At 72.7% G+C, this 18,369-nt stretch carries 19 protein-coding genes; 15 read left to right on the top strand and 4 right to left on the bottom strand.

The window, feature by feature from the left end:
• Positions 1–146: 146 nt before the first annotated feature.
• Positions 147–1,115, top strand: a complete 969-nt coding sequence (locus HEK131_RS19375) for a GlxA family transcriptional regulator (protein WP_244336320.1) — start codon at positions 147–149, stop codon at positions 1,113–1,115.
• 50 nt (positions 1,116–1,165) lie between these two features.
• Positions 1,166–1,801: a DJ-1/PfpI family protein gene (locus tag HEK131_RS19370; RefSeq protein ID WP_217463867.1), complete on the top strand. Its 636-nt coding sequence runs from the start codon at positions 1,166–1,168 to the stop codon at positions 1,799–1,801.
• Here HEK131_RS19370 and HEK131_RS19365 read toward each other — a convergent pair.
• Positions 1,788–2,543 (bottom strand): enoyl-CoA hydratase/isomerase family protein, encoded by a 756-nt coding sequence (locus HEK131_RS19365; protein ID WP_244336319.1) that lies wholly within the window; start codon positions 2,541–2,543, stop codon positions 1,788–1,790. The two genes, HEK131_RS19370 and HEK131_RS19365, sit on opposite strands and share 14 nt — an antisense overlap.
• A gap of 279 nt (positions 2,544–2,822) precedes the next feature.
• Here HEK131_RS19365 and HEK131_RS19360 point away from each other — a divergent pair, with 279 nt between their 5' ends.
• The gene (locus HEK131_RS19360; RefSeq protein WP_202494596.1) at positions 2,823–3,317 is read left to right on the top strand and encodes an ATP-binding protein; all 495 of its coding nucleotides are present in this window, start codon (positions 2,823–2,825) and stop codon (positions 3,315–3,317) included.
• Between the two features lie 36 nt (positions 3,318–3,353).
• Here the strand turns inward: HEK131_RS19360 and idi are convergent, their stop codons facing one another.
• From idi to galE, 3 genes are all read right to left on the bottom strand, one after another.
• Entirely contained in the window at positions 3,354–3,947 is a 594-nt protein-coding gene (gene idi / locus HEK131_RS19355) for an isopentenyl-diphosphate Delta-isomerase (protein ID WP_217463869.1), read from the bottom strand.
• Between the two features lie 103 nt (positions 3,948–4,050).
• On the bottom strand, positions 4,051–4,992 hold the full coding sequence (locus HEK131_RS19350) for a cation diffusion facilitator family transporter (RefSeq protein ID WP_244336318.1): 942 nt from the start codon (positions 4,990–4,992) through the stop codon (positions 4,051–4,053).
• Between the two features lie 160 nt (positions 4,993–5,152).
• On the bottom strand, positions 5,153–6,124 hold the full coding sequence (gene galE, locus HEK131_RS19345; RefSeq protein ID WP_217463871.1) for a UDP-glucose 4-epimerase GalE: 972 nt from the start codon (positions 6,122–6,124) through the stop codon (positions 5,153–5,155).
• A 281-nt stretch (positions 6,125–6,405) separates the two neighbouring features.
• Here galE and HEK131_RS19340 point away from each other — a divergent pair, with 281 nt between their 5' ends.
• From HEK131_RS19340 to HEK131_RS19290, 12 genes are all read left to right on the top strand, one after another.
• A complete protein-coding gene (locus HEK131_RS19340; protein ID WP_244336317.1) occupies positions 6,406–8,205 on the top strand; it encodes a DUF5941 domain-containing protein in 1,800 nt (599 codons plus the stop codon).
• Positions 8,202–8,954: a sugar phosphate nucleotidyltransferase gene (locus HEK131_RS19335; protein ID WP_244336316.1), complete on the top strand. Its 753-nt coding sequence runs from the start codon at positions 8,202–8,204 to the stop codon at positions 8,952–8,954. Before HEK131_RS19340 ends, HEK131_RS19335 begins: the two co-directional genes overlap by 4 nt.
• On the top strand, positions 8,942–10,003 hold the full coding sequence (locus tag HEK131_RS19330) for an iron-containing alcohol dehydrogenase family protein (protein ID WP_217465481.1): 1,062 nt from the start codon (positions 8,942–8,944) through the stop codon (positions 10,001–10,003). Before HEK131_RS19335 ends, HEK131_RS19330 begins: the two co-directional genes overlap by 13 nt.
• Positions 9,981–10,760 carry a CDP-alcohol phosphatidyltransferase family protein gene (locus HEK131_RS19325; protein WP_161147080.1) on the top strand — a complete coding sequence of 260 codons (780 nt, stop codon included), beginning with the start codon at positions 9,981–9,983 and terminating at the stop codon, positions 10,758–10,760. Before HEK131_RS19330 ends, HEK131_RS19325 begins: the two co-directional genes overlap by 23 nt.
• Before the next feature lie 5 nt (positions 10,761–10,765).
• A complete protein-coding gene (locus tag HEK131_RS19320; protein ID WP_161147081.1) occupies positions 10,766–11,638 on the top strand; it encodes a glycosyltransferase family 2 protein in 873 nt (290 codons plus the stop codon).
• Between the two features lie 75 nt (positions 11,639–11,713).
• Entirely contained in the window at positions 11,714–12,643 is a 930-nt protein-coding gene (locus HEK131_RS19315) for an ABC transporter permease (RefSeq protein ID WP_217465480.1), read from the top strand.
• On the top strand, positions 12,636–13,418 hold the full coding sequence (locus HEK131_RS19310) for an ABC transporter ATP-binding protein (protein WP_217465479.1): 783 nt from the start codon (positions 12,636–12,638) through the stop codon (positions 13,416–13,418). Before HEK131_RS19315 ends, HEK131_RS19310 begins: the two co-directional genes overlap by 8 nt.
• 359 nt (positions 13,419–13,777) lie before the next feature.
• Positions 13,778–14,674 (top strand): squalene synthase HpnC, encoded by an 897-nt coding sequence (gene hpnC / locus HEK131_RS19305; RefSeq protein WP_217465478.1) that lies wholly within the window; start codon positions 13,778–13,780, stop codon positions 14,672–14,674.
• On the top strand, positions 14,671–15,621 hold the full coding sequence (gene hpnD / locus HEK131_RS19300) for a presqualene diphosphate synthase HpnD (RefSeq protein ID WP_161150760.1): 951 nt from the start codon (positions 14,671–14,673) through the stop codon (positions 15,619–15,621). Before hpnC ends, hpnD begins: the two co-directional genes overlap by 4 nt.
• Complete coding sequence (locus HEK131_RS30340; protein ID WP_374201519.1) at positions 15,621–15,755, top strand: DUF6380 family protein; 135 nt, start codon at positions 15,621–15,623, stop codon at positions 15,753–15,755. The genes hpnD and HEK131_RS30340 overlap by 1 nt, the downstream gene beginning before the upstream one ends.
• On the top strand, positions 15,752–17,191 hold the full coding sequence (gene hpnE, locus HEK131_RS19295; RefSeq protein ID WP_244336315.1) for a hydroxysqualene dehydroxylase HpnE: 1,440 nt from the start codon (positions 15,752–15,754) through the stop codon (positions 17,189–17,191). Before HEK131_RS30340 ends, hpnE begins: the two co-directional genes overlap by 4 nt.
• Complete coding sequence (locus tag HEK131_RS19290; protein ID WP_217465476.1) at positions 17,191–18,324, top strand: polyprenyl synthetase family protein; 1,134 nt, start codon at positions 17,191–17,193, stop codon at positions 18,322–18,324. Before hpnE ends, HEK131_RS19290 begins: the two co-directional genes overlap by 1 nt.
• The last annotated feature ends 45 nt before the right edge of the window (positions 18,325–18,369 follow it).

Below are 18,369 nucleotides of genomic sequence, written 5' to 3'. Positions count from 1 at the left end.
TCCAATCCACCCGGCGGTCGCCCGGTCCGCACCGGGTACCCGCGCGTCGTCCCGGCACGCCTGGTCACGTCCGGCCGTCTTCGGTGGCAGGAAAGGTGGGCTATCCGTCATTGCGGACACGGACGGCCCGCCCGAGAATCGACCGTATGCCGCAGCCCGCCCCGCGCACGGTCCTCCTCGTCCTCTTCGACGACGTACAGAGCCTCGACATCACGGGCCCGCTGGAGGTCTTCACCGGTGCCGAGCGGCTCGCGCCGGGCAGCTACCGGATGCGCACCGCCTCCCTGGACGGCGGCCCGGTGCGCAGCTCCAGCGGCCTGAACCTCGTACCCGACCTGGCGCTCACCGCCGCACCCGGCCCGCACACCCTGCTGGTCCCCGGCGGTGCGGGCACCCGCCGCCCCGACCCGGCGCTGGTCGAGTGGCTGCGCGATCACGGGCCCGGGGCGACGCGCCTGGTGTCCGTGTGCACCGGCGCCCTCCTCCTCGCCGCCGCCGGGCTGCTGGACGGCCGCCGCGCCACCACGCACTGGGCGCACTGCGAGCGGCTGGCCCGCGAGCACCCGGCCGTGACGGTGGAGCCCGAGCCGATCTATGTGCGCGACGGGCATGTGGCCACGTCGGCGGGCGTCACCTCCGGCATCGACCTGGCGCTGGCCCTGGTGGAGGAGGACCTGGACCGTCAGGTCGCGCTCACCGTCGCCCGGCACCTCGTGGTCTTCCTGCGCCGGCCCGGCAACCAGGCGCAGTTCAGCGCCCAGCTCGCCGCGCAGACCGCCTCCCGCGAGCCGCTGCGGGAGGTCCAGCGCTGGATCACCGAGCACCCGGACGCCGACCTCTCCGTCGACGCCCTGGCCGCCCGCGCCCGGCTCTCCCCGCGTCACTTCGCCCGCGCCTTCACCGCCGAGACCGGCACGACACCGGGCCGCCACGTCGACCGGGTCCGGCTGGAACACGCCCGCAGGCTGCTGGAGGACACCTCCGCCTCGGTCGAGGAGGTCGCCCGCGCGAGCGGCTACGGCACCCCCGAATCCATGCGCCGCGCCTTCCTCAAGGCGCTCGGCACCGCCCCGGCGGAGTACCGCCGCCGCTTCCACCCCGTACTCCCGCGCTGACTTCCCCGTCTTCCCGCGCCGACTTGGGCGCACCCGTCGAAAGGACCGCCATGCAGATCGCCGTCGTCCTCTACGACCGCTTCACCGCCCTGGACGCGGTCGGACCGTACGAGGCCCTGGCCCGCACACCGGACGCGGAGACCGTCTTCGTCGCCGAGCGGCCCGGCCCCGTGCGCACCGACACCGGCGCGCTCGCCCTGGTCGCCGACCGGTCGCTGGCCGAGGTGACCAGCCCCGACGTGGTGGTGGTGCCGGGCGGTCCGGGCCAGAGCGCGCTGATGGAGCACGCCCCGCTGCTCGACTGGCTGCGCCGGGCGGACGCCACCAGCACCTGGACCACCTCGGTGTGCACCGGCTCGCTGCTGCTGGGCGCCGCCGGACTGCTGGAGGGCCGTCGCGCCACCTCGCACTGGCTGGCCATCGAGGAACTGAAGCGGTTCGGCGCCGAACCGGTCGCGGAACGCGTGGTGACCGACGGCAAGTACGTCACGGCCGCCGGGGTGTCCGCCGGGATCGACATGGGCCTCACCCTGCTCGGCCGGATCGCGGGCGACGAGTACGCCCAGACCGTCCAGCTCGGCCAGGAGTACGACCCGCAGCCGCCCTACGACGCCGGTTCGCCGGCCAAGGCACCCGCCCACCTGGTCGCCGCCCTGCGCGAGCGGAGCCGGTTCATCCTGTCGTAGGCGCGCTCCAGGTGAAACGGGGTTCGCGGCGTTCCAGGAAGGCCGTCACGCCCTCCTGCGTGTCGGTGGCGGCGAGGGCCTCGGACGTCCAGTGGGCGTCGCGGTCGGTGCGGCCGTCGGCGTACTCCTTGGCGGCGGCCTGGGTCAGCAGGGAGCGGGTGGCCAGGGTGGCCGTGAGGGCGGCCACCCGCTTGTCCAGGTCGCCCACCGCGAGCACCTCGTCCACCAGTCCGGTGCGCAGGGCGCGGGCGCTGTCGATCAAGTCGGCCGAGAAGAGGAGGTACTTGGCGGTGGCCGGCCCGACCAGCGAGACCAGGCGGCGCGTGGAGGAGGCCGGGTAGACGATGCCGAGCCTCGCCGGTGTCACCCCGAACAGCGCGCCCTCCTCCGCCAGGCGCAGATCGCAGGCGGCCGCGAGCTGCGCCCCGCCGCCCACGCAGTGGCCCCGGATCGCGGCGAGGGTCGGCTTGGGGAACGCGGCCAGCGCCTCCTCGGCGGCCACCGCCAGGCCCTGCGCCTCGGCCGGCGAACCCCGCAGCGTGGAGATGTCCGCGCCCGCGCAGAAGGTGCCGCCCTCCCCGGTGAGCACCAGCGTCCGCACTCCGGGATCGGCGGCCAGGTCCGCCAGCAGCGGGGGCAGCGCCCGCCACATCGCGGCCGTCATGGCGTTGCGCTTGGCCGGGTGGCGGATGACGACGGTGGCGACGCGGTCCGCGACGCCGTGCGACAGCTCGGGCTCCATGCGGCGGATGCTATCCACGCCGACCGGGCCGGGCGCCGGTGCCGTCCGGGTGAGTTGGCTCTCAGCCGGCGCGGAGGGCCCGGCTAACCCGTACAAACCGAATAGTTCTCGAACCGGACACCCCACGGACAGGACCGGTCATCCGCACGACCGCATCGTGCGAGACCGGTCGTAACCGTTCGATACCCGCTGACTTGTGTTCAGTTCTCCGGGGCGCACCCCCTCGTTACCAACACTCGACGTGTGGTGACAATCGAGCGCGAGGGTGGCGACCGGACGATGGACAACCACGGGCGCGGAGGTGTGCCGCGCCCAGCGGAGGGCGCCGAGCATCCGCCCGGACCCCTGCCGTACGAGGGCGTGTGGCGGTTCACCGCCCCCGCCGTGGACGCCTCGGTCCCGCAGGCGAGGCATGCCGTACGGGACCTGCTGATGCGCCAGGGCGTACCGGTCGCGGACGAAGTGGTGCACGGGCTGCTGCTGATCGTCTCCGAGCTGGTCACGAACGCCGTCAAGCACGCGGCCCTGCTCTCCCCGGTGCTCGGGGTGGAGGTGGCCGTGGGCGCCGAGTGGGTCCGGGTGTCGGTGGAGGACAACCACCCCTACCGGCCGACCGCGCTGGAGGCCGACCACGCCCAGACCGGCGGCCGGGGCCTGCTCCTGGTGCGCGAGGTGGCACGGGAGGCGGGCGGCGCGGTCGACGTGGAGCACACGGCGAGCGGCGGCAAGGTGATCTGGGCCGCCCTGCCGCTCAAACCCGCGCTGTCCAGATGAGGGTCCGCGAGGCGAGAAGACGGCCCCGCGCGGGGCCTACCAGCCCGCGGACGACCCCGTCAGCTCCTTGATCGCCGGACGCGCCGCGTCCAGCACCGTCATGAACCACGCGGAGAACGGCTCGCGCGCGTGCCGCTCCGCCAGCTCGGCCGCCGTCACGAAGGCGGTCGCGCCCACCTCTTCCGGGTCCGGCGCAGGCTTCTGCTGGACCAGCCCGACGAAGAGGTGGTTGTACTCCTGCTCCACCAGCCCCGACGCCGGGTCGGGGTGGTTGTAGCGCACCGTGCCCGCCTGGGCCATCAGCGAGGGCGAGACCCCCAGCTCCTCGGCCGTACGCCGGGCCGCCGCCGCGAACGGCGCCTCACCGGGATAGGGGTGGCCGCAGCACGTGTTGGACCAGACTCCGGGGGAGTGGTACTTGCCCAGCGCCCGCTGCTGGAGCAGCAGCCGTCCCCGCTCGTCGAAGAGGAACACCGAGAAGGCACGGTGCAGTTGTCCCGGCGGCTGGTGGGCAGCCAGCTTCTCCGCGGTGCCGATCGTCACGCCGTTCTCGTCCACGAGTTCCAGCAAGATCGACTCCGCGGTCCCGTTCGACGAGAGTTGCGTCTCGGTGGCAGGTGTGATCGGCATACCCATCCTTCGCGTCGGTCTTCGCACTCCAAGTCTGCCGTACGAAAGCGGCACTCCCGGCACTTCCCGGCACGTCCGCATGTCCTTTACCCCCGTGCGCCCCTCAGTGACAGAGTCGCGCCTCGTGCTCCGCGTGCCCGCTCGGCTCCAACTGGAAGGTGCAGTGCTCCACGTCGAAGTGGTCGCCCAGGCAGCCCTGGAGCTCGTGCAGCATCTTCTCGTGGCCGATGGCGTTCAGCACGTCCGTGCTCACCACCACATGCGCCGAGAGCACCGGCAGTCCCGAGGTGATCGTCCAGGCGTGCAGGTCGTGCACGTCCTCCACGCCGTCCAGGTCGAGGATGTGGGTCCGTACCTCGCTCATGTCGACGTCCTTGGGGGCCGCCTCCAGCAGCACGTCCAGCGTCTCGCGCAGCAGCCGCAGCGTCCTCGGCACGATCATCAGCCCGATGACCAGCGAGGCGATCGGGTCTGCGGCCTGCCAGCCGGTCGTCAGGATGACGGCCGCCGAGATGATCACCGCCACCGAACCCAGCGCGTCCGCCGCGACCTCCAGGAAGGCGCCGCGCACGTTCAGGCTCTCCTTCTGCCCGCGCATCAAGAGCAGGAGCGAGACGGAGTTCGCCACCAGGCCGATCGCGCCGAAGACGACCATCAGCCCGCCCTGGGTCCCGGCCGGCCGCATGAACCGCTCCACCGCCTCCACCAGCACGTAGCCGCCGACGCCGAGCAGCAGCACACAGTTGGCGAGCGCCGCCAGGATCTCGGCGCGGGCGAAGCCGAAGGTGCGGTTGGTGCTCGGCGGCCGGGCCGCGAAGTGGATCGCCAGCAGCGCCATCACCAGGCCCACCGCGTCGGTGGCCATGTGGGCCGCGTCCGCGATCAGCGCCAGGGAGTCCGAGACCAGACCGCCGACGATCTCGACCACCATGATCGTGAGCGTGATGCCCAGCGCCGCGCGCAGCCTGCCCCGGTACGCGGCCGCGGCCGTCCCCGTGGACGGCACATGGCTGTGCGCATGCCCGTGGTCGTGCCCTGCCCCCATGAGAAAGACCACCCTTCAGCGCCGCGCGCCGGCTCGCAGACGAAAGCACCGGCTCACAGTCAACTACGGTCGGCGGTCACCGGGCAACGCGGCACTGAACACCGTTGTCATGTGCTCTGACCTGCGGAAACGTTCCGCAGGTCAGAGCTGTGCGGCGTCCTCACCGACCGTGGTGGAGCTGCCAGCCCTCCCACGCCGAACCGACCATCTCCGGCACCCCGAGCCGCGCCCGCCAGCCCAGCTCGGCCGCCGCGCGGTCGGCCGAGGCGACCGCGCGCGGGGCGTCCCCCGGACGACGGTCCTCCACCACCGGCGGGCGCCGGTCCCCGGTGACCTCGCCGATCACCGTGATCAGCTCGCGCACCGAGACACCTTCGCCCCGGCCGATGTTCAGCGTCAGATCGCCGCTCAGCGAGCCGTCGGACAGCCGCCGGGCCGCCGCGAGGTGTGCCTCGGCGAGATCCGTCACATGGATGTAGTCGCGGACGCAGGTGCCGTCCGGCGTCGGGTAGTCGGAGCCGAAGATCCGGGGCGCCTCGTCACGGGTCAGCCGGTCGAAGACCATCGGGACGATGTTGAACACCCCGGTGTCCGCCAGCTCGGGCGCGGCCGCGCCCGCCACGTTGAAGTAGCGCAGGCACACCGTCGAGATGCCGTGCGCCTGCCCGGCCGCGCGCACCAGCCACTCACCGGCCAGCTTGGTCTCGCCGTACGGGTTCACCGGGGCACACGGGGTGTCCTCGGTGATCAGGTCCACGTCCGGGTTGCCGTACACGGCCGCCGAGGAGGAGAAGACCAGCCGCCGTACGCCCGCGTCCGCGATCGCGTCCAGCAGGGTCGCCAGACCGCCGATGTTCTCCCGGTAGTAGCGGACGGGTTCGGCCACCGACTCCCCGACCTGCTTGCGCGCCGCGAGATGCACCACACCGGTCACCCCGTGCTCGGCGAACACGCGCTTCAGCAGGTCCCCGTCCAGCGTCGAGCCCTGGACCAGCGGCACGCCCTCGGGCAGCCGCTCCGGCACCGCCGCCGACAGGTCGTCCAGGACGACGACGTTCTCTCCGGCGTCGTTCATGGCCCGCGCCACGTGCGCCCCGATGTATCCGGCTCCGCCGGTGATCAGCCACGTCATGCTCGCAGACCCTACGCCGTCATCGCCGGGTGTCCCCGATGCCCGGATTTCGCGTCGCTCGTCGGGGCGCGGTTTGTGGGGCGGCCCCCGCATCCCCGATGATGATCGCGGCACAGGCGGGTGAGGCCCCCGGTGGCCCGGGCCTGAACGCCCGGTGAACGTGCACTCGGGCCCATCCGATAGCCTCTGCCGACATGCCGCCCCGGCGAGCCGCAGGCGAGGGGCGCCCCCATCACGCAGCAGACCGGCGCCGACGCGCCGGACCCAGGGAGTGAATTCGGTTGCCGACCGCCATCGTCACCGGTCAGCCGGTCCCCGGATCGTCACTCGAGGGCGATCTGCGGTCACTCGGCTTCGACGTGCGCACGGCCGCCGACTCCGCCGAGGCCCGGAACCTGATCGCGTCCGCCCCTGCGGACGGGCGCGTCGCACTGGTCGACGCCCGCTTCGTCGGCCACGCGCACGCCCTGCGCCTCGGCCTGACCGACCCCCGCTTCCCGCTCGCCGCCGTCCCCGGCGCCGTCACCGCCCAGGGCACCGCCCGGCAGGCGCTGGACCAGGCACTGGACGCGCAGGACGAGAGCGGCGGCGGCACGGCGGTCGCCGTCGACAGCCTGCCCGACCGCCTGGTCACCGCCCTCGACGCCGACGGCACCCCGGTGCACCGCCCCGAGCTGGGCAGTCTGGTCGCCGCCGTCCCCGCCGACCCGCAGGCCCGTAACGAGGCCCGGCAGGCCGTCCTCGCCGTCGACGAGGAGGACGTGCGCCTGAAGTCGGCCGTGAAGTCCCGCGACGGCTTCTTCACGACCTACTGCATCAGCCCCTACTCGCGCTACCTCGCGCGCTGGTGCGCCCGCCGGGGGTTCACCCCGAACCAGGTCACCACCGCCTCGCTGCTCACCGCGCTCATAGCGGCGGCCTGCGCGGCCACCGGCACCCGGCCCGGCTTCGTCGCGGCCGGCGTCCTGCTGATCGCCTCCTTCGTGCTGGACTGCACCGACGGCCAGCTCGCCCGCTACTCGCTCCAGTACTCCACGCTCGGCGCCTGGCTGGACGCCACCTTCGACCGGGCCAAGGAGTACGCCTACTACGCCGGCCTCGCCCTCGGCGCGGCCCGCGGCGGCGACGACGTATGGGCCCTCGCGCTCGGCGCGATGATCCTCCAGACCTGCCGGCACGTCGTGGACTTCTCCTTCAACGAGGCCAACCACGACGCCACCGCCAACACCAGCCCCACCGCCGCCCTCTCCGACAAGCTGGACAGCGTCGGCTGGACGGTCTGGGTCCGCCGGATGATCGTCCTGCCCATCGGCGAACGCTGGGCCATGATCGCCGTCCTCACCGCGGTCACCACCCCCCGCATCACCTTCTACGTGCTGCTCGTCGGCTGCGCCCTCGCCGCCGCCTACACCACCGCCGGCCGCGTACTGCGCTCCCTGACCCGCAAGGCCAGCCGCACCGACCGCGCCGCCCTCGCGCTCGCCGACCTCGCGGACTCCGGCCCGCTCGCCGGTGCCCCGCGCCGCCTGTTCGAGCGGGGCCTGCCCGGCTTCGCCGTCCCGGCCGTCGCCCTCCTCGGCGGGGTCGCCGTCGTGGCCTGCTCGGCGCTGACCGGCTTCGGCGGCTGGCTGCCGGTCGCCGGCGCCGTCCTCTACGTCCTCACCTCGGCGCTCGCCGTGGCCCGCCCGCTCAAGGGCTCGCTGGACTGGCTCGTCCCGCCGTTCTTCCGCGCCGCCGAGTACGGCACGGTGCTCGCGCTGGCCGCCCGCGCCGATGTCCGAGGCGCCCTTCCGGCGGCGTTCGGGCTGGTCGCGGCGGTCGCCTACCATCACTACGACACGGTGTACCGCATCCGCGGCGACGCCGGAGCGCCGCCGGCCTGGCTGGTGCGCGCCATCGGGGGGCAGGAGGGGCGCACGCTGCTCGTCACCGTGCTTGCCGCGCTGCTCACCGCCTCCCAGTTCACCGTCGCGCTCACGGTCATCGCCGTGTGCGTAGCTCTGCTGGTGCTCGTCGAGAGCATCCGCTTCTGGGTGTCCGCAGGGGCGCCCGCCGTCCATGACGAAGGAGAAACCGCATGATCGGCCTCGTGCTGGCGGCCGGCGCCGGACGGCGTCTGCGCCCCTACACCGACACGCTGCCCAAGGCTCTGGTGCCGGTGGGCCCGGAGGGCGACGAGGAGTCGCTCACCGTTCTCGACCTCACCCTCGGCAACTTCGCCGAGGTCGGTCTGACGGAGGTCGGTGTGATCGTCGGCTACCGCAAGGAAGCCGTCTACGACCGCAAGGCGGCCCTTGAGGCCAAGTACGGTCTGAAGATCACGCTGATCGACAACGACAAGGCCGAGGAGTGGAACAACGCCTACTCCCTGTGGTGCGGCCGGGACGCGCTGAAGGACGGCGTGATCCTCGCCAACGGCGACACCGTCCACCCGGTCTCGGTCGAGAAGACGCTGCTCGCCGCGCGCGGTGAGGGCAAGAAGATCATCCTCGCGCTGGACACGGTGAAGTCCCTGGCGGACGAGGAGATGAAGGTCGTCGTGGACCCCGAGAAGGGTGTCCAGAAGATCACCAAGCTGATGGACCCGGCCGAGGCGACCGGCGAGTACATCGGCGTGACCCTCATCGAGGGCGACGCGGCGGAGGAGCTGGCCGACGCGCTGCGTGCGACCTTCGAGCGTGACCCGCAGCTCTACTACGAGGACGGTTACCAGGAGCTGGTGAACCGCGGCTTCAAGGTCGACGTCCAGCCCATCGGCGACGTCTCCTGGGTCGAGATCGACAACCACGACGACCTCGCCAAGGGACGGAAGATCGCGTGCCAGTACTGACGAGGCTCATCCCCTCGCCGGTCGTCGTCGACATCCGCCCGGGTGCCCTCGCCGACCTGGCCACCGTGCTCGCCGACGAACGCATCTCGCACTCCGGCCGCCTCGCCGTCGCCGTCAGCGGCGGTTCCGGCGCCCGGCTGCGGGAGCGGGTCGCGCCCCAGCTCCCCGGTGCCACCTGGTACGAGGTCGGCGGCGGCACGCTGGACGACGCCGTGCGCCTGGCGGACGACATCCGCGCCGGTCACTTCGACGCGCTCGTCGGCCTCGGCGGCGGCAAGATCATCGACTGCGCCAAGTACGCCGCGGCGCGGGTCGGCCTGCCCCTGGTCGCCGTGCCGACGAACCTCGCGCACGACGGCCTGTGCTCGCCGGTCGCCACCCTGGACAACGACGCGGGCCGGGGCTCCTACGGCGTGCCCAACCCGATCGCCGTCCTGATCGACCTCGACGTCATCCGGGCCGCCCCGGCGCGCTTCGTGCGCGCGGGCATCGGCGACGCGGTGTCCAACGTCTCCGCCATCGCGGACTGGGAGCTGGCCAACCGGGTCAACGGCGAGAAGATCGACGGTCTCGCCGCCGCCATGGCCCGCCAGGCCGGCGAGGCGGTGCTCAGGCACCCCGGCGGGATCGAGGACAACGACTTCCTCCAGGTCCTCGCCGAGGCGCTGGTGCTGTCCGGTATCGCCATGTCGGTGTCCGGTGACTCGCGGCCGTCCTCGGGCGCCTGCCACGAGATCAACCACGCCTTCGACCTGCTCTTCCCGCAGCGCGCGGCCAGCCACGGCGAGCAGTGCGGCCTCGGTGCCGCCTTCGCCATGTACCTGCGCGGGGCGCACGAGGAGTCGGCGCACATGGCCGACGTGCTGCGCCGCCACGGGCTGCCCGTGCTGCCGGAGGACATCGGCTTCACCGTGGACGAGTTCGTCCGCGTCGTGGAGTTCGCGCCGGAGACCCGGCCGGGCCGCTACACGATCCTCGAACACCTCGACCTCAAGACTGACCAGATCAAGGACATCTACGCCGACTATGTCAAGGCCATCGGTAGCTGAACTCCGCCCGGTCGTCCACCCCGCGGGGGTGAAGGACCGGCGCAGCGGTGAGCACTGGGCGGGACGCCTCTACATGCGCGAGGTGTCCCTGCGCATCGACCGCTACCTGGTGAACACCAGGATCACGCCCAACCAGCTCACGTACCTGATGACCGTCTGCGGTGTGCTCGCGGCCCCGGCCCTGCTGGTGCCGGGGATCACGGGCGCCGTGCTCGGCATCGTCGCGACCCAGTTGTACCTGCTGCTGGACTGCGTGGACGGCGAGATCGCCCGCTGGCGCAAGCAGTACTCGCTGGGCGGGGTCTACCTCGACCGGGTCGGCGCCTACCTCACCGACGCCGCCGTCCTGGTCGGCCTCGGGCTGCGCGCCGCCGACCTGTTCGGCACCGGCCGTATCGACTGGCTGTGGGCGTTCCTCGGTACCCTCGCGGCCCTCGGCGCCATCCTGATCAAGGCGGAGACCGACCTGGTCGGCGTCGCCCGGCACCAGACGGGGATGCCGCCGGTCAAGGAGGCGGCGTCCGAGCCGCGTTCCTCCGGCATGGCGCTGGCCCGGCGGGCCGCCGCCGCGCTCAAGTTCCACCGGCTGATCCTCGGCATCGAGGCGTCGCTGCTGATCCTGGTGCTCGCCATCGTGGACCAGGTGCGCGGCGACCTGTTCTTCACCCGGCTCGGCACCGCCGTGCTGGCCGGCATCGCCCTGCTGCAGACCCTGCTGCACCTGGTGTCCATTCTCGTGTCCAGCAGGCTGAGGTGAACGGCATGAAGGTCGGCGCGGTCATCATCACCATGGGCAACCGCCCCGAGGAGCTGCGGGCGCTCATCGACTCCGTCGCCAAGCAGGACGGCGACAAGGTCTCGGTGGTCGTCGTCGGCAACGGCTCGCCCGTGCCCGACGTGCCCGAGGGCGTACGCACCGTCGAGCTGCCCGAGAACCTCGGCATCCCCGGCGGCCGCAACGTCGGAATCGAGGCGTTCGGCCCCGGCGGCGGCGACGTCGACATCCTGCTCTTCCTCGACGACGACGGCCTGCTCGCCCGGCAGGACACCGCCGAGCTCTGCCGGGCCGCGTTCGCCGCGGACCCGGAGCTGGGCATCATCAGCTTCCGCATCGCGGACCCCGAGACCGGCGAGACCCAGCGCCGTCACGTGCCCCGGCTGCGCGCCTCGGACCCGATGCGCTCCTCCCGCGTCACGACCTTCCTCGGCGGCGCCAACGCCGTCCGCACGAAGGTGCTCGGCGAGGTCGGCGGCCTTCCGGACGAGTTCTTCTACGCCCACGAGGAGACCGACCTCGCCTGGCGTGCGCTGGACGCGGGCTGGATGATCGACTACCGGTCGGACATGGTCCTGTACCACCCGACCACCGCGCCCTCGCGGCACGCGGTCTACCACCGCATGGTGGCCCGCAACCGGGTCTGGCTGGCCCGCCGCAACCTCCCCGCCCTGCTGGTCCCGGTCTACCTGGGTGTCTGGCTGCTGCTCACCCTGGCCCGCCGCCCCTCCGGACCTGCGCTGAAGGCATGGCTGGGCGGCTTCAAGGAGGGCTGGACCACCCCCAGCGGTCCCCGTCGCCCGATGCGCTGGCGTACGGTGTGGCGGCTGACCCGGCTGGGCCGTCCCCCGGTGATCTGAGAAGCTCGACGGGGCGGGCCCGCGTCCCGGCGCACGCGAAGTACACGACGCACTCGAAGACGAAAGTTTCCACCTGTGAGTGAGAGAACCCATGACGGCGGTGTCGCGGTGACCGCGCCTCCGTCGCCCGACGAGGGACTGCCGGCGGCGGATCTCGCCGCCAAGTACGGGCTCGCCGTGAGCGGTGCCCGCCCCTCGCTCGTCGAGTACGTCCGGCAGCTGTGGAACCGGCGCCACTTCATCCTCGCCTTCTCCCAGGCGAAGCTGACGGCGCAGTACAGCCAGGCCAAGCTGGGCCAGCTCTGGCAGGTGGCCACCCCGCTGCTGAACGCGGCCGTGTACTACGCGATCTTCGGGCTGATCCTCAAGGCCAGCCGGGGCATGTCGCACGACGTGTACGTGCCGTTCCTGGTCACCGGCGTGTTCGTGTTCACCTTCACGCAGAGCTCGCTGATGTCGGGCGTCCGCGCGATCTCCGGCAACCTGGGCCTGGTGCGCGCCCTGCACTTCCCGCGCGCCGCGCTGCCGATCTCGTTCTCCCTGCAGCAGCTCCAGCAGTTGCTGTTCTCCATGATCGTCGTGTTCCTGGTGGCGATCGGGTTCGGCAACTATCCGCGGCTGTCCTGGCTGCTGATCCTGCCGGTGCTGGTGCTGCAGTTCATGTTCAACACCGGCCTCGCGATGATCGTGGCCCGCATGGGCGCCAAGACGCCCGACCTCGCCCAGCTCATGCCGTTCATCCTGCGGACCTGGATGTACGCCTCCGGCGTGATGTTCTCCATCAACAACATGCTGGCGGGCAGGCCCGAGTGGATCGTCCGGGTGCTGCAGGCCAACCCGGCGGCCGTCTACATGGACCTGATGCGCTTCGCGCTGATCGACGAGTACGGCGCCTCGAACCTGCCCCCGCACGTGTGGGCCCTCGCCCTGGGCTGGGCCGTGGTCGTCTGCGTCGGCGGCTTCGTGTACTTCTGGAAGGCTGAGGAGCGGTACGGCCGTGGCTGAGCAGAACACCGGCGAGCGCCGTCCGACCGTCATCGCGGACGAGCTGCACATCGTCTACCGGGTCAACGGTGCCAAGACGGGCAAGGGGAGCGCCACCGCCGCGCTGAGCCGCATCCTCAAGCGCGGCGGCGAGCAGCGGGGTGTGCGCAAGGTGCACGCCGTGCGCGGGGTCTCCTTCACCGCCTACCGGGGCGAGGCCATCGGCCTGATCGGCTCCAACGGCTCCGGCAAGTCCACCCTGCTGCGGGCCATCGCCGGCCTGCTCCCGGCGGAGACGGGCAAGGTCTACACCGACGGCCAGCCCTCGCTGCTGGGCGTCAACGCGGCCCTGATGAGCGACCTGACCGGTGAGCGGAACGTCATCCTGGGCGGTCTCGCCATGGGGATGTCCCGCGAGCAGATCAAGGAGCGCTACCAGCGGATCGTCGACTTCTCCGGGATCAACGACAAGGGCGACTTCATCACCCTGCCGATGCGTACGTACTCCTCCGGCATGGCGGCCCGGCTGCGGTTCTCCATCGCCGCGGCCAAGGACCACGACGTCCTCATGATCGACGAGGCGCTGGCCACCGGTGACCGCGCCTTCCAGAAGCGTTCCGAGGAGCGCATCCGGGAACTGCGCAAGGAGGCCGGCACGGTCTTCCTGGTGAGCCACAACAACAAGTCCATCCGCGACACCTGCAACCGCGTCCTGTGGCTGGAGCGCGGCGAACTCCGCATGGACGGACCCACCGAAGAGGTCCTCAAGGAGTACGAGAAGTTCACGGGCAAGTAGCCCGCGGGACGGTCGGGGCCCTGCCGGACGAGTCCGGCGGGGCCACGCGTCTGCAAAGGATGCGTCAACTCCGGTGGCGCACAGGAATCCTGGCGCCGATCGGTGTGTTGTCGTGGTGCGCCGGACACCCCGACGGACCATGTCGCGTCGTACAACGTAAGCTGTACCGGTGCCGGAAACCGGCAATCGGGGCGATAATGCGCGACACCCTCCGCCGGGACGCCCCCCGGAGGGTCGGCGGCGTGTCCGAAATAGTGTGTATCGGGTCGGCAGTGTAGAACGGGAGATGTGACGGCAATGGCTACGGAAACTCCCCAGCTCAACGTGAGCCGCGCCGTCCTCGGACCGGGCAGCGCGCAGTGACGGGAACCGACACGGCGACGGCACTGGAACGCGCCACGCTGGACAAGGCCGCGCGCGAGAACTTCCCCGTGGCCCCCTTCTTCCTGCCCCGGGCCTGGCGCACCGACCTCATGGCCGTCTACGGCTTCGCCCGCCTGGTCGACGACATCGGCGACGGCGACCTTGCCCCCGGCGGAGCCGACGCCCGCATCCTCGGCGTCCCCCCGGAGCGGGCCGACGACCGCGTCGCCGTCCTCGACGCCTTCGAGACCGACCTGCGCCGCGTCTTCGACGGCACCCCGCACCACCCCCTGCTGCGCCGCCTGCAGCCCACCGTGCGCCGCCGCGGCCTCACCCCCGAGCCCTTCCTCGGCCTGATCGCCGCCAACCGCCAGGACCAGCTCGTCACCCGGTACGAGACCTACGACGACCTGCGCGCCTACTGCGAACTCTCCGCCAACCCGGTCGGCCGCCTCGTGCTCGCCGTCACCGGCACCGAGACCCCCGAGCGCGTCCGCCGCTCCGACGCGATCTGCACCGCGCTGCAGATCGTCGAGCACCTCCAGGACGTGGCCGAGGACCTCGGCCGCGACCGCATCTACCTGCCCGCCCAGGACATGAAGCGTTTCCATGTCCAGGAGTCCGACCTCGCCGTGCCGAGCGCCGGCGCGTCCGTACGCGCCCTGGTGGCGTTCGAATGCGAGCGCGCGAGCGAGCTGCTGAATGAAGGCGCCCCCCTCGTGGGTAGCGTCCACGGCAGGCTGAAGCTGTTGCTCGCGGGGTTCGTGGCGGGAGGAAGGGCGGCGGTCCGGGCGATCGCCGCCGCCGATCACGACGTACTTCCCGGCCCTCCCAGACCCGGCAAGCTCCAGCTGCTGCGCGAGGCGGGCACGACTCTGCGAGGAGAGGGGTGATCCGGGCCGTGGAGGCTACGCAAGCCGTGTCCGCGCCGGTACTCGCCGCCTATCGCTACTGCGAGACGGTCACCGGCCAGCAGGCCCGCAACTTCGCCTACGGCATCCGGCTGCTGCCGACGCCCGAGCGCCGCGCCATGTCGGCGCTCTACGCCTTCTCACGGCGCGTCGACGACATCGGCGACGGCGAGCTGCCCGGCGACGTCAAGGTGGACCGGCTGGAGGACACCAGGGCGCTGCTCGCCCGCATCCAGGCGGGCGCGGTCGAGGAGGACGACACCGACCCGGTGGCCGTCGCCCTCACCCATGCCGCCGGCGCCTTCCCGATCCCGCTCGGCGGCCTGGACGAGCTGATCGACGGCGTCCAGATGGACCTGCGCGGCGCGACCTACGAGACCTGGGACGACCTCAAGGTCTACTGCCGCTGCGTGGCCGGCGCCATCGGCCGCCTCTCGCTCGGCGTCTTCGGCACCGAACCCGGCGCACGCGGCGCCGAGCGCGCCCCCGAGTACGCCGACACGCTCGGCCTCGCCCTGCAGCTCACCAACATCCTCCGGGACGTGCGCGAGGACGCCGAGGGCGGCCGCACCTACCTGCCCGCCGACGACCTGGCCAAGTTCGGCTGCTCGGCCGGGTTCGCCGGACCCACCCCGCCCGAGGGCTCCGACTTCGCGGGCCTCGTCCACTTCGAGGTCCGCCGCGCCCGCGCCCTGTTCGCCGAGGGCTACCGGCTGCTGCCCATGCTGGACCGCCGCAGCGGCGCCTGCGTCGCCGCCATGGCCGGCATCTACCGCCGCCTGCTCGACCGTATCGAGCGCGACCCGGAGGCCGTGCTGCGCGGCCGCGTCTCGCTGCCCGGCCGCGAGAAGGCGTACGTCGCCGTGCGCGGCCTGTCCGGCTTCGACACCCGGCACGTGTCGCGGCAGACCCTCAGGAGGCGTGCCTGATGGCGGCGGGGCCCCAGGAGGCGGCTCCGGCCCGCCGGGCAACCCGTGGCCCCGGCGTGGCGTCCCTGACTGCGACGGCCGGACGTGCACGGTTCGACCAGCACGCGCGGCACGCACGGAAGGACGCGAGATGAGCGAGGCCCCACGGCCCGCACGGGCACACGCCACCGAACCCCTCGCCCCGGCCGGCACCAGCGGCCGGGACGCCGTCGTGGTCGGCGGCGGGCTCGCCGGAGTCACCGCGGCCCTCGCCCTCGCCGACGCGGGCGTCCGCGTCACCCTGCTCGAAGGCCGGCCGAGGCTCGGCGGGCTCGCCTTCTCCTTCCAGCGCGGCGAGCTGACCGTGGACAACGGCCAGCACGTCTACCTGCGCTGCTGCACCGCCTACCGCTGGTTCCTGGACCGGATCGAGGGCACGGCACTGGCGCCGCTCCAGGAGCGCCTGGACGTACCCGTGGTCGACCTCGCCAAGCCCGAGGGCCGGCGGCTCGGCAGGCTGCGGCGCGACCCGCTGCCCGTCCCCCTCCACCTGGGGCGCAGCCTGGCCGCCTACCCGCACCTCTCGCTCGCCGAGCGCGCCTCCGTCGGGCGGGCCGCGCTCGCGCTCAAGGGACTCGACCCCACCGACCCGGCCCTGGACCACGAGGACTTCGGCTCCTGGCTGGCCCGGCACGGCCAGTCGGCGCGCGCCATCGAGGCCCTGTGGGACCTGGTCGGGATCGCCACCCTCAACGCGGTCGCGGGCGACGCCTCGCTGGGGCTCGCCGCCATGGTGTTCAAGACCGGTCTGCTCTCCGAGCCGGGCGCGGCCGACATCGGCTGGGCGCACGTCCCGCTGGGCGACCTGCACGACCGGCTGGCCCGCAAGGCGCTCGACTCCGCGGGCGTCCGTACCGAGCTCCGTACCCGCGTCACCTCCGTCCACCGGAACGGGGACGGGCGCTGGAGCGTCCAGGTGCCCGGCGAGACGATCGACGCCGACGCCGTCGTCCTCGCCGTACCCCAGCGCGAGACCCACGACCTGCTGCCGGACGGCGCCCTCGACGACCCCGGGCGGCTGCTGCGCATCGGCACCGCGCCGATCCTCAACGTGCACGTCGTCTACGACCGCCCGGTGCTCGCCCGGCCCTTCTTCGCCGCGCTCGGCACCCCCGTGCAGTGGGTGTTCGACCGCACCGCCGCCTCCGGGCTGCGCGAGGGCCAGTACCTCGCGCTGTCCCAGTCGGCGGCCCAGGACGACATCGACGCCCCCGTCGCCGAGCTGCGCGAGCGCTACCTGCCCGAGCTGGAGCGGCTCGTCCCCGGCGCCCGCACCGCCGAGGTACGGGACTTCTTCGTGACCCGCGAGCGCACCGCGACGTTCGCCCCCGCCCCCGGCGTCGGGCGGCTGCGCCCCGGCGCCCGCACCAAGGTTCCCGGCCTGTACCTGGCCGGAGCGTGGACCGCCACCGGGTGGCCCGCGACCATGGAGAGTGCGGTCCGCAGCGGCGTGAGCGCGGCCGACGCCGCGCTCGGCGCCCTGGGCCGGCCCCGCCCCCGCCACCTCTTCCAACTCGAGGAGGCGGCCTGATGCTCGATCAGCACAGCCCGGAGGGGCCCCGCACCCCCGGTACCGCAACAAGAGGAGAGACTGTGCCCACTGTGCCGCCCCCGGCCTCGACAGCCGCCGCCGCGGTGGACGTGACCGCACTGCTGGAGCGCGGCCGGACCCTGGCCACTCCGGTCCTGCGCGCTGCCGTCGACCGGCTGGCGCCCCCCATGGACACGGTCGCCGCCTACCACTTCGGCTGGATCGACGCCGCCGGGAACCCGGCCGCCGGTGACGGCGGCAAGGCCGTGCGCCCCGCCCTCGCCGTGCTCTCCGCCGAGGTCACCGGGGCCGCCCCCGAGGTCGGCGTACCGGGCGCGGTCGCCGTCGAGCTGGTCCACAACTTCTCGCTGCTGCACGACGACCTGATGGACGGCGACGAGCAGCGCCGCCACCGCGACACGGTGTGGAAGGTGCACGGCCCCGCCCAGGCCATCCTGGTCGGCGACGCCCTGTTCGCCCTCGGCAACGAGGTCCTGCTGGAGCTCGGCACCGTCGAGGCCGGCCGCGCCACCCGCCGCCTGACCACCGCCACCCGCGCCCTGATCGACGGCCAGGCCCAGGACATCTCCTACGAGCACCGCGACCGCGTCAGCGTCGAGGAGTGCCTGGAGATGGAGGGCAACAAGACCGGCGCCCTGCTGGCCTGCGCCTCCTCCATCGGCGCGGTCCTCGGCGGCGCCGACGACATCACCGCCGACGCCCTGGAGCGCTACGGCTACCACCTCGGCCTCGCCTTCCAGGCCGTGGACGACCTCCTCGGCATCTGGGGCGACCCGGAGGCCACCGGCAAGCAGACCTGGAGCGACCTGCGCCAGCGCAAGAAGTCCCTGCCCGTGGTGGCCGCCCTGGCCGCCGGTGGCAGCGCCTCCGAGCGGCTCGGCGAGATCCTCGCCGCTGACGCCAAGAGCAGCGACTTCGCCGCCTTCTCCGAGGCGGAGTTCGCGGCCCGCGCCGCGCTCATCGAGGAGGCGGGCGGCCGCGAGTGGACGGCGGACGAGGCGCGGCGCCAGCACGCCGTCGCCATCGAGGCCCTGCACGCCGTCGACATGCCCGACCGGGTGCGGGCCGCCTTCACGGCGCTCGCCGACTTCGTCGTCGTGAGGAAGAGATGATCGACATCGGCCGAATAATCCTCGCGTAGTCGCCGGCCGGTGCGG

It is taken from the genome of Streptomyces seoulensis (assembly GCF_022846655.1).
In the GTDB taxonomy this organism is placed as follows: Bacteria; Actinomycetota; Actinomycetes; order Streptomycetales; family Streptomycetaceae; genus Streptomyces.
Note: the sequence above shows the minus strand (reverse complement) of the source record. Positions and strands in the feature narration are given on the sequence as shown.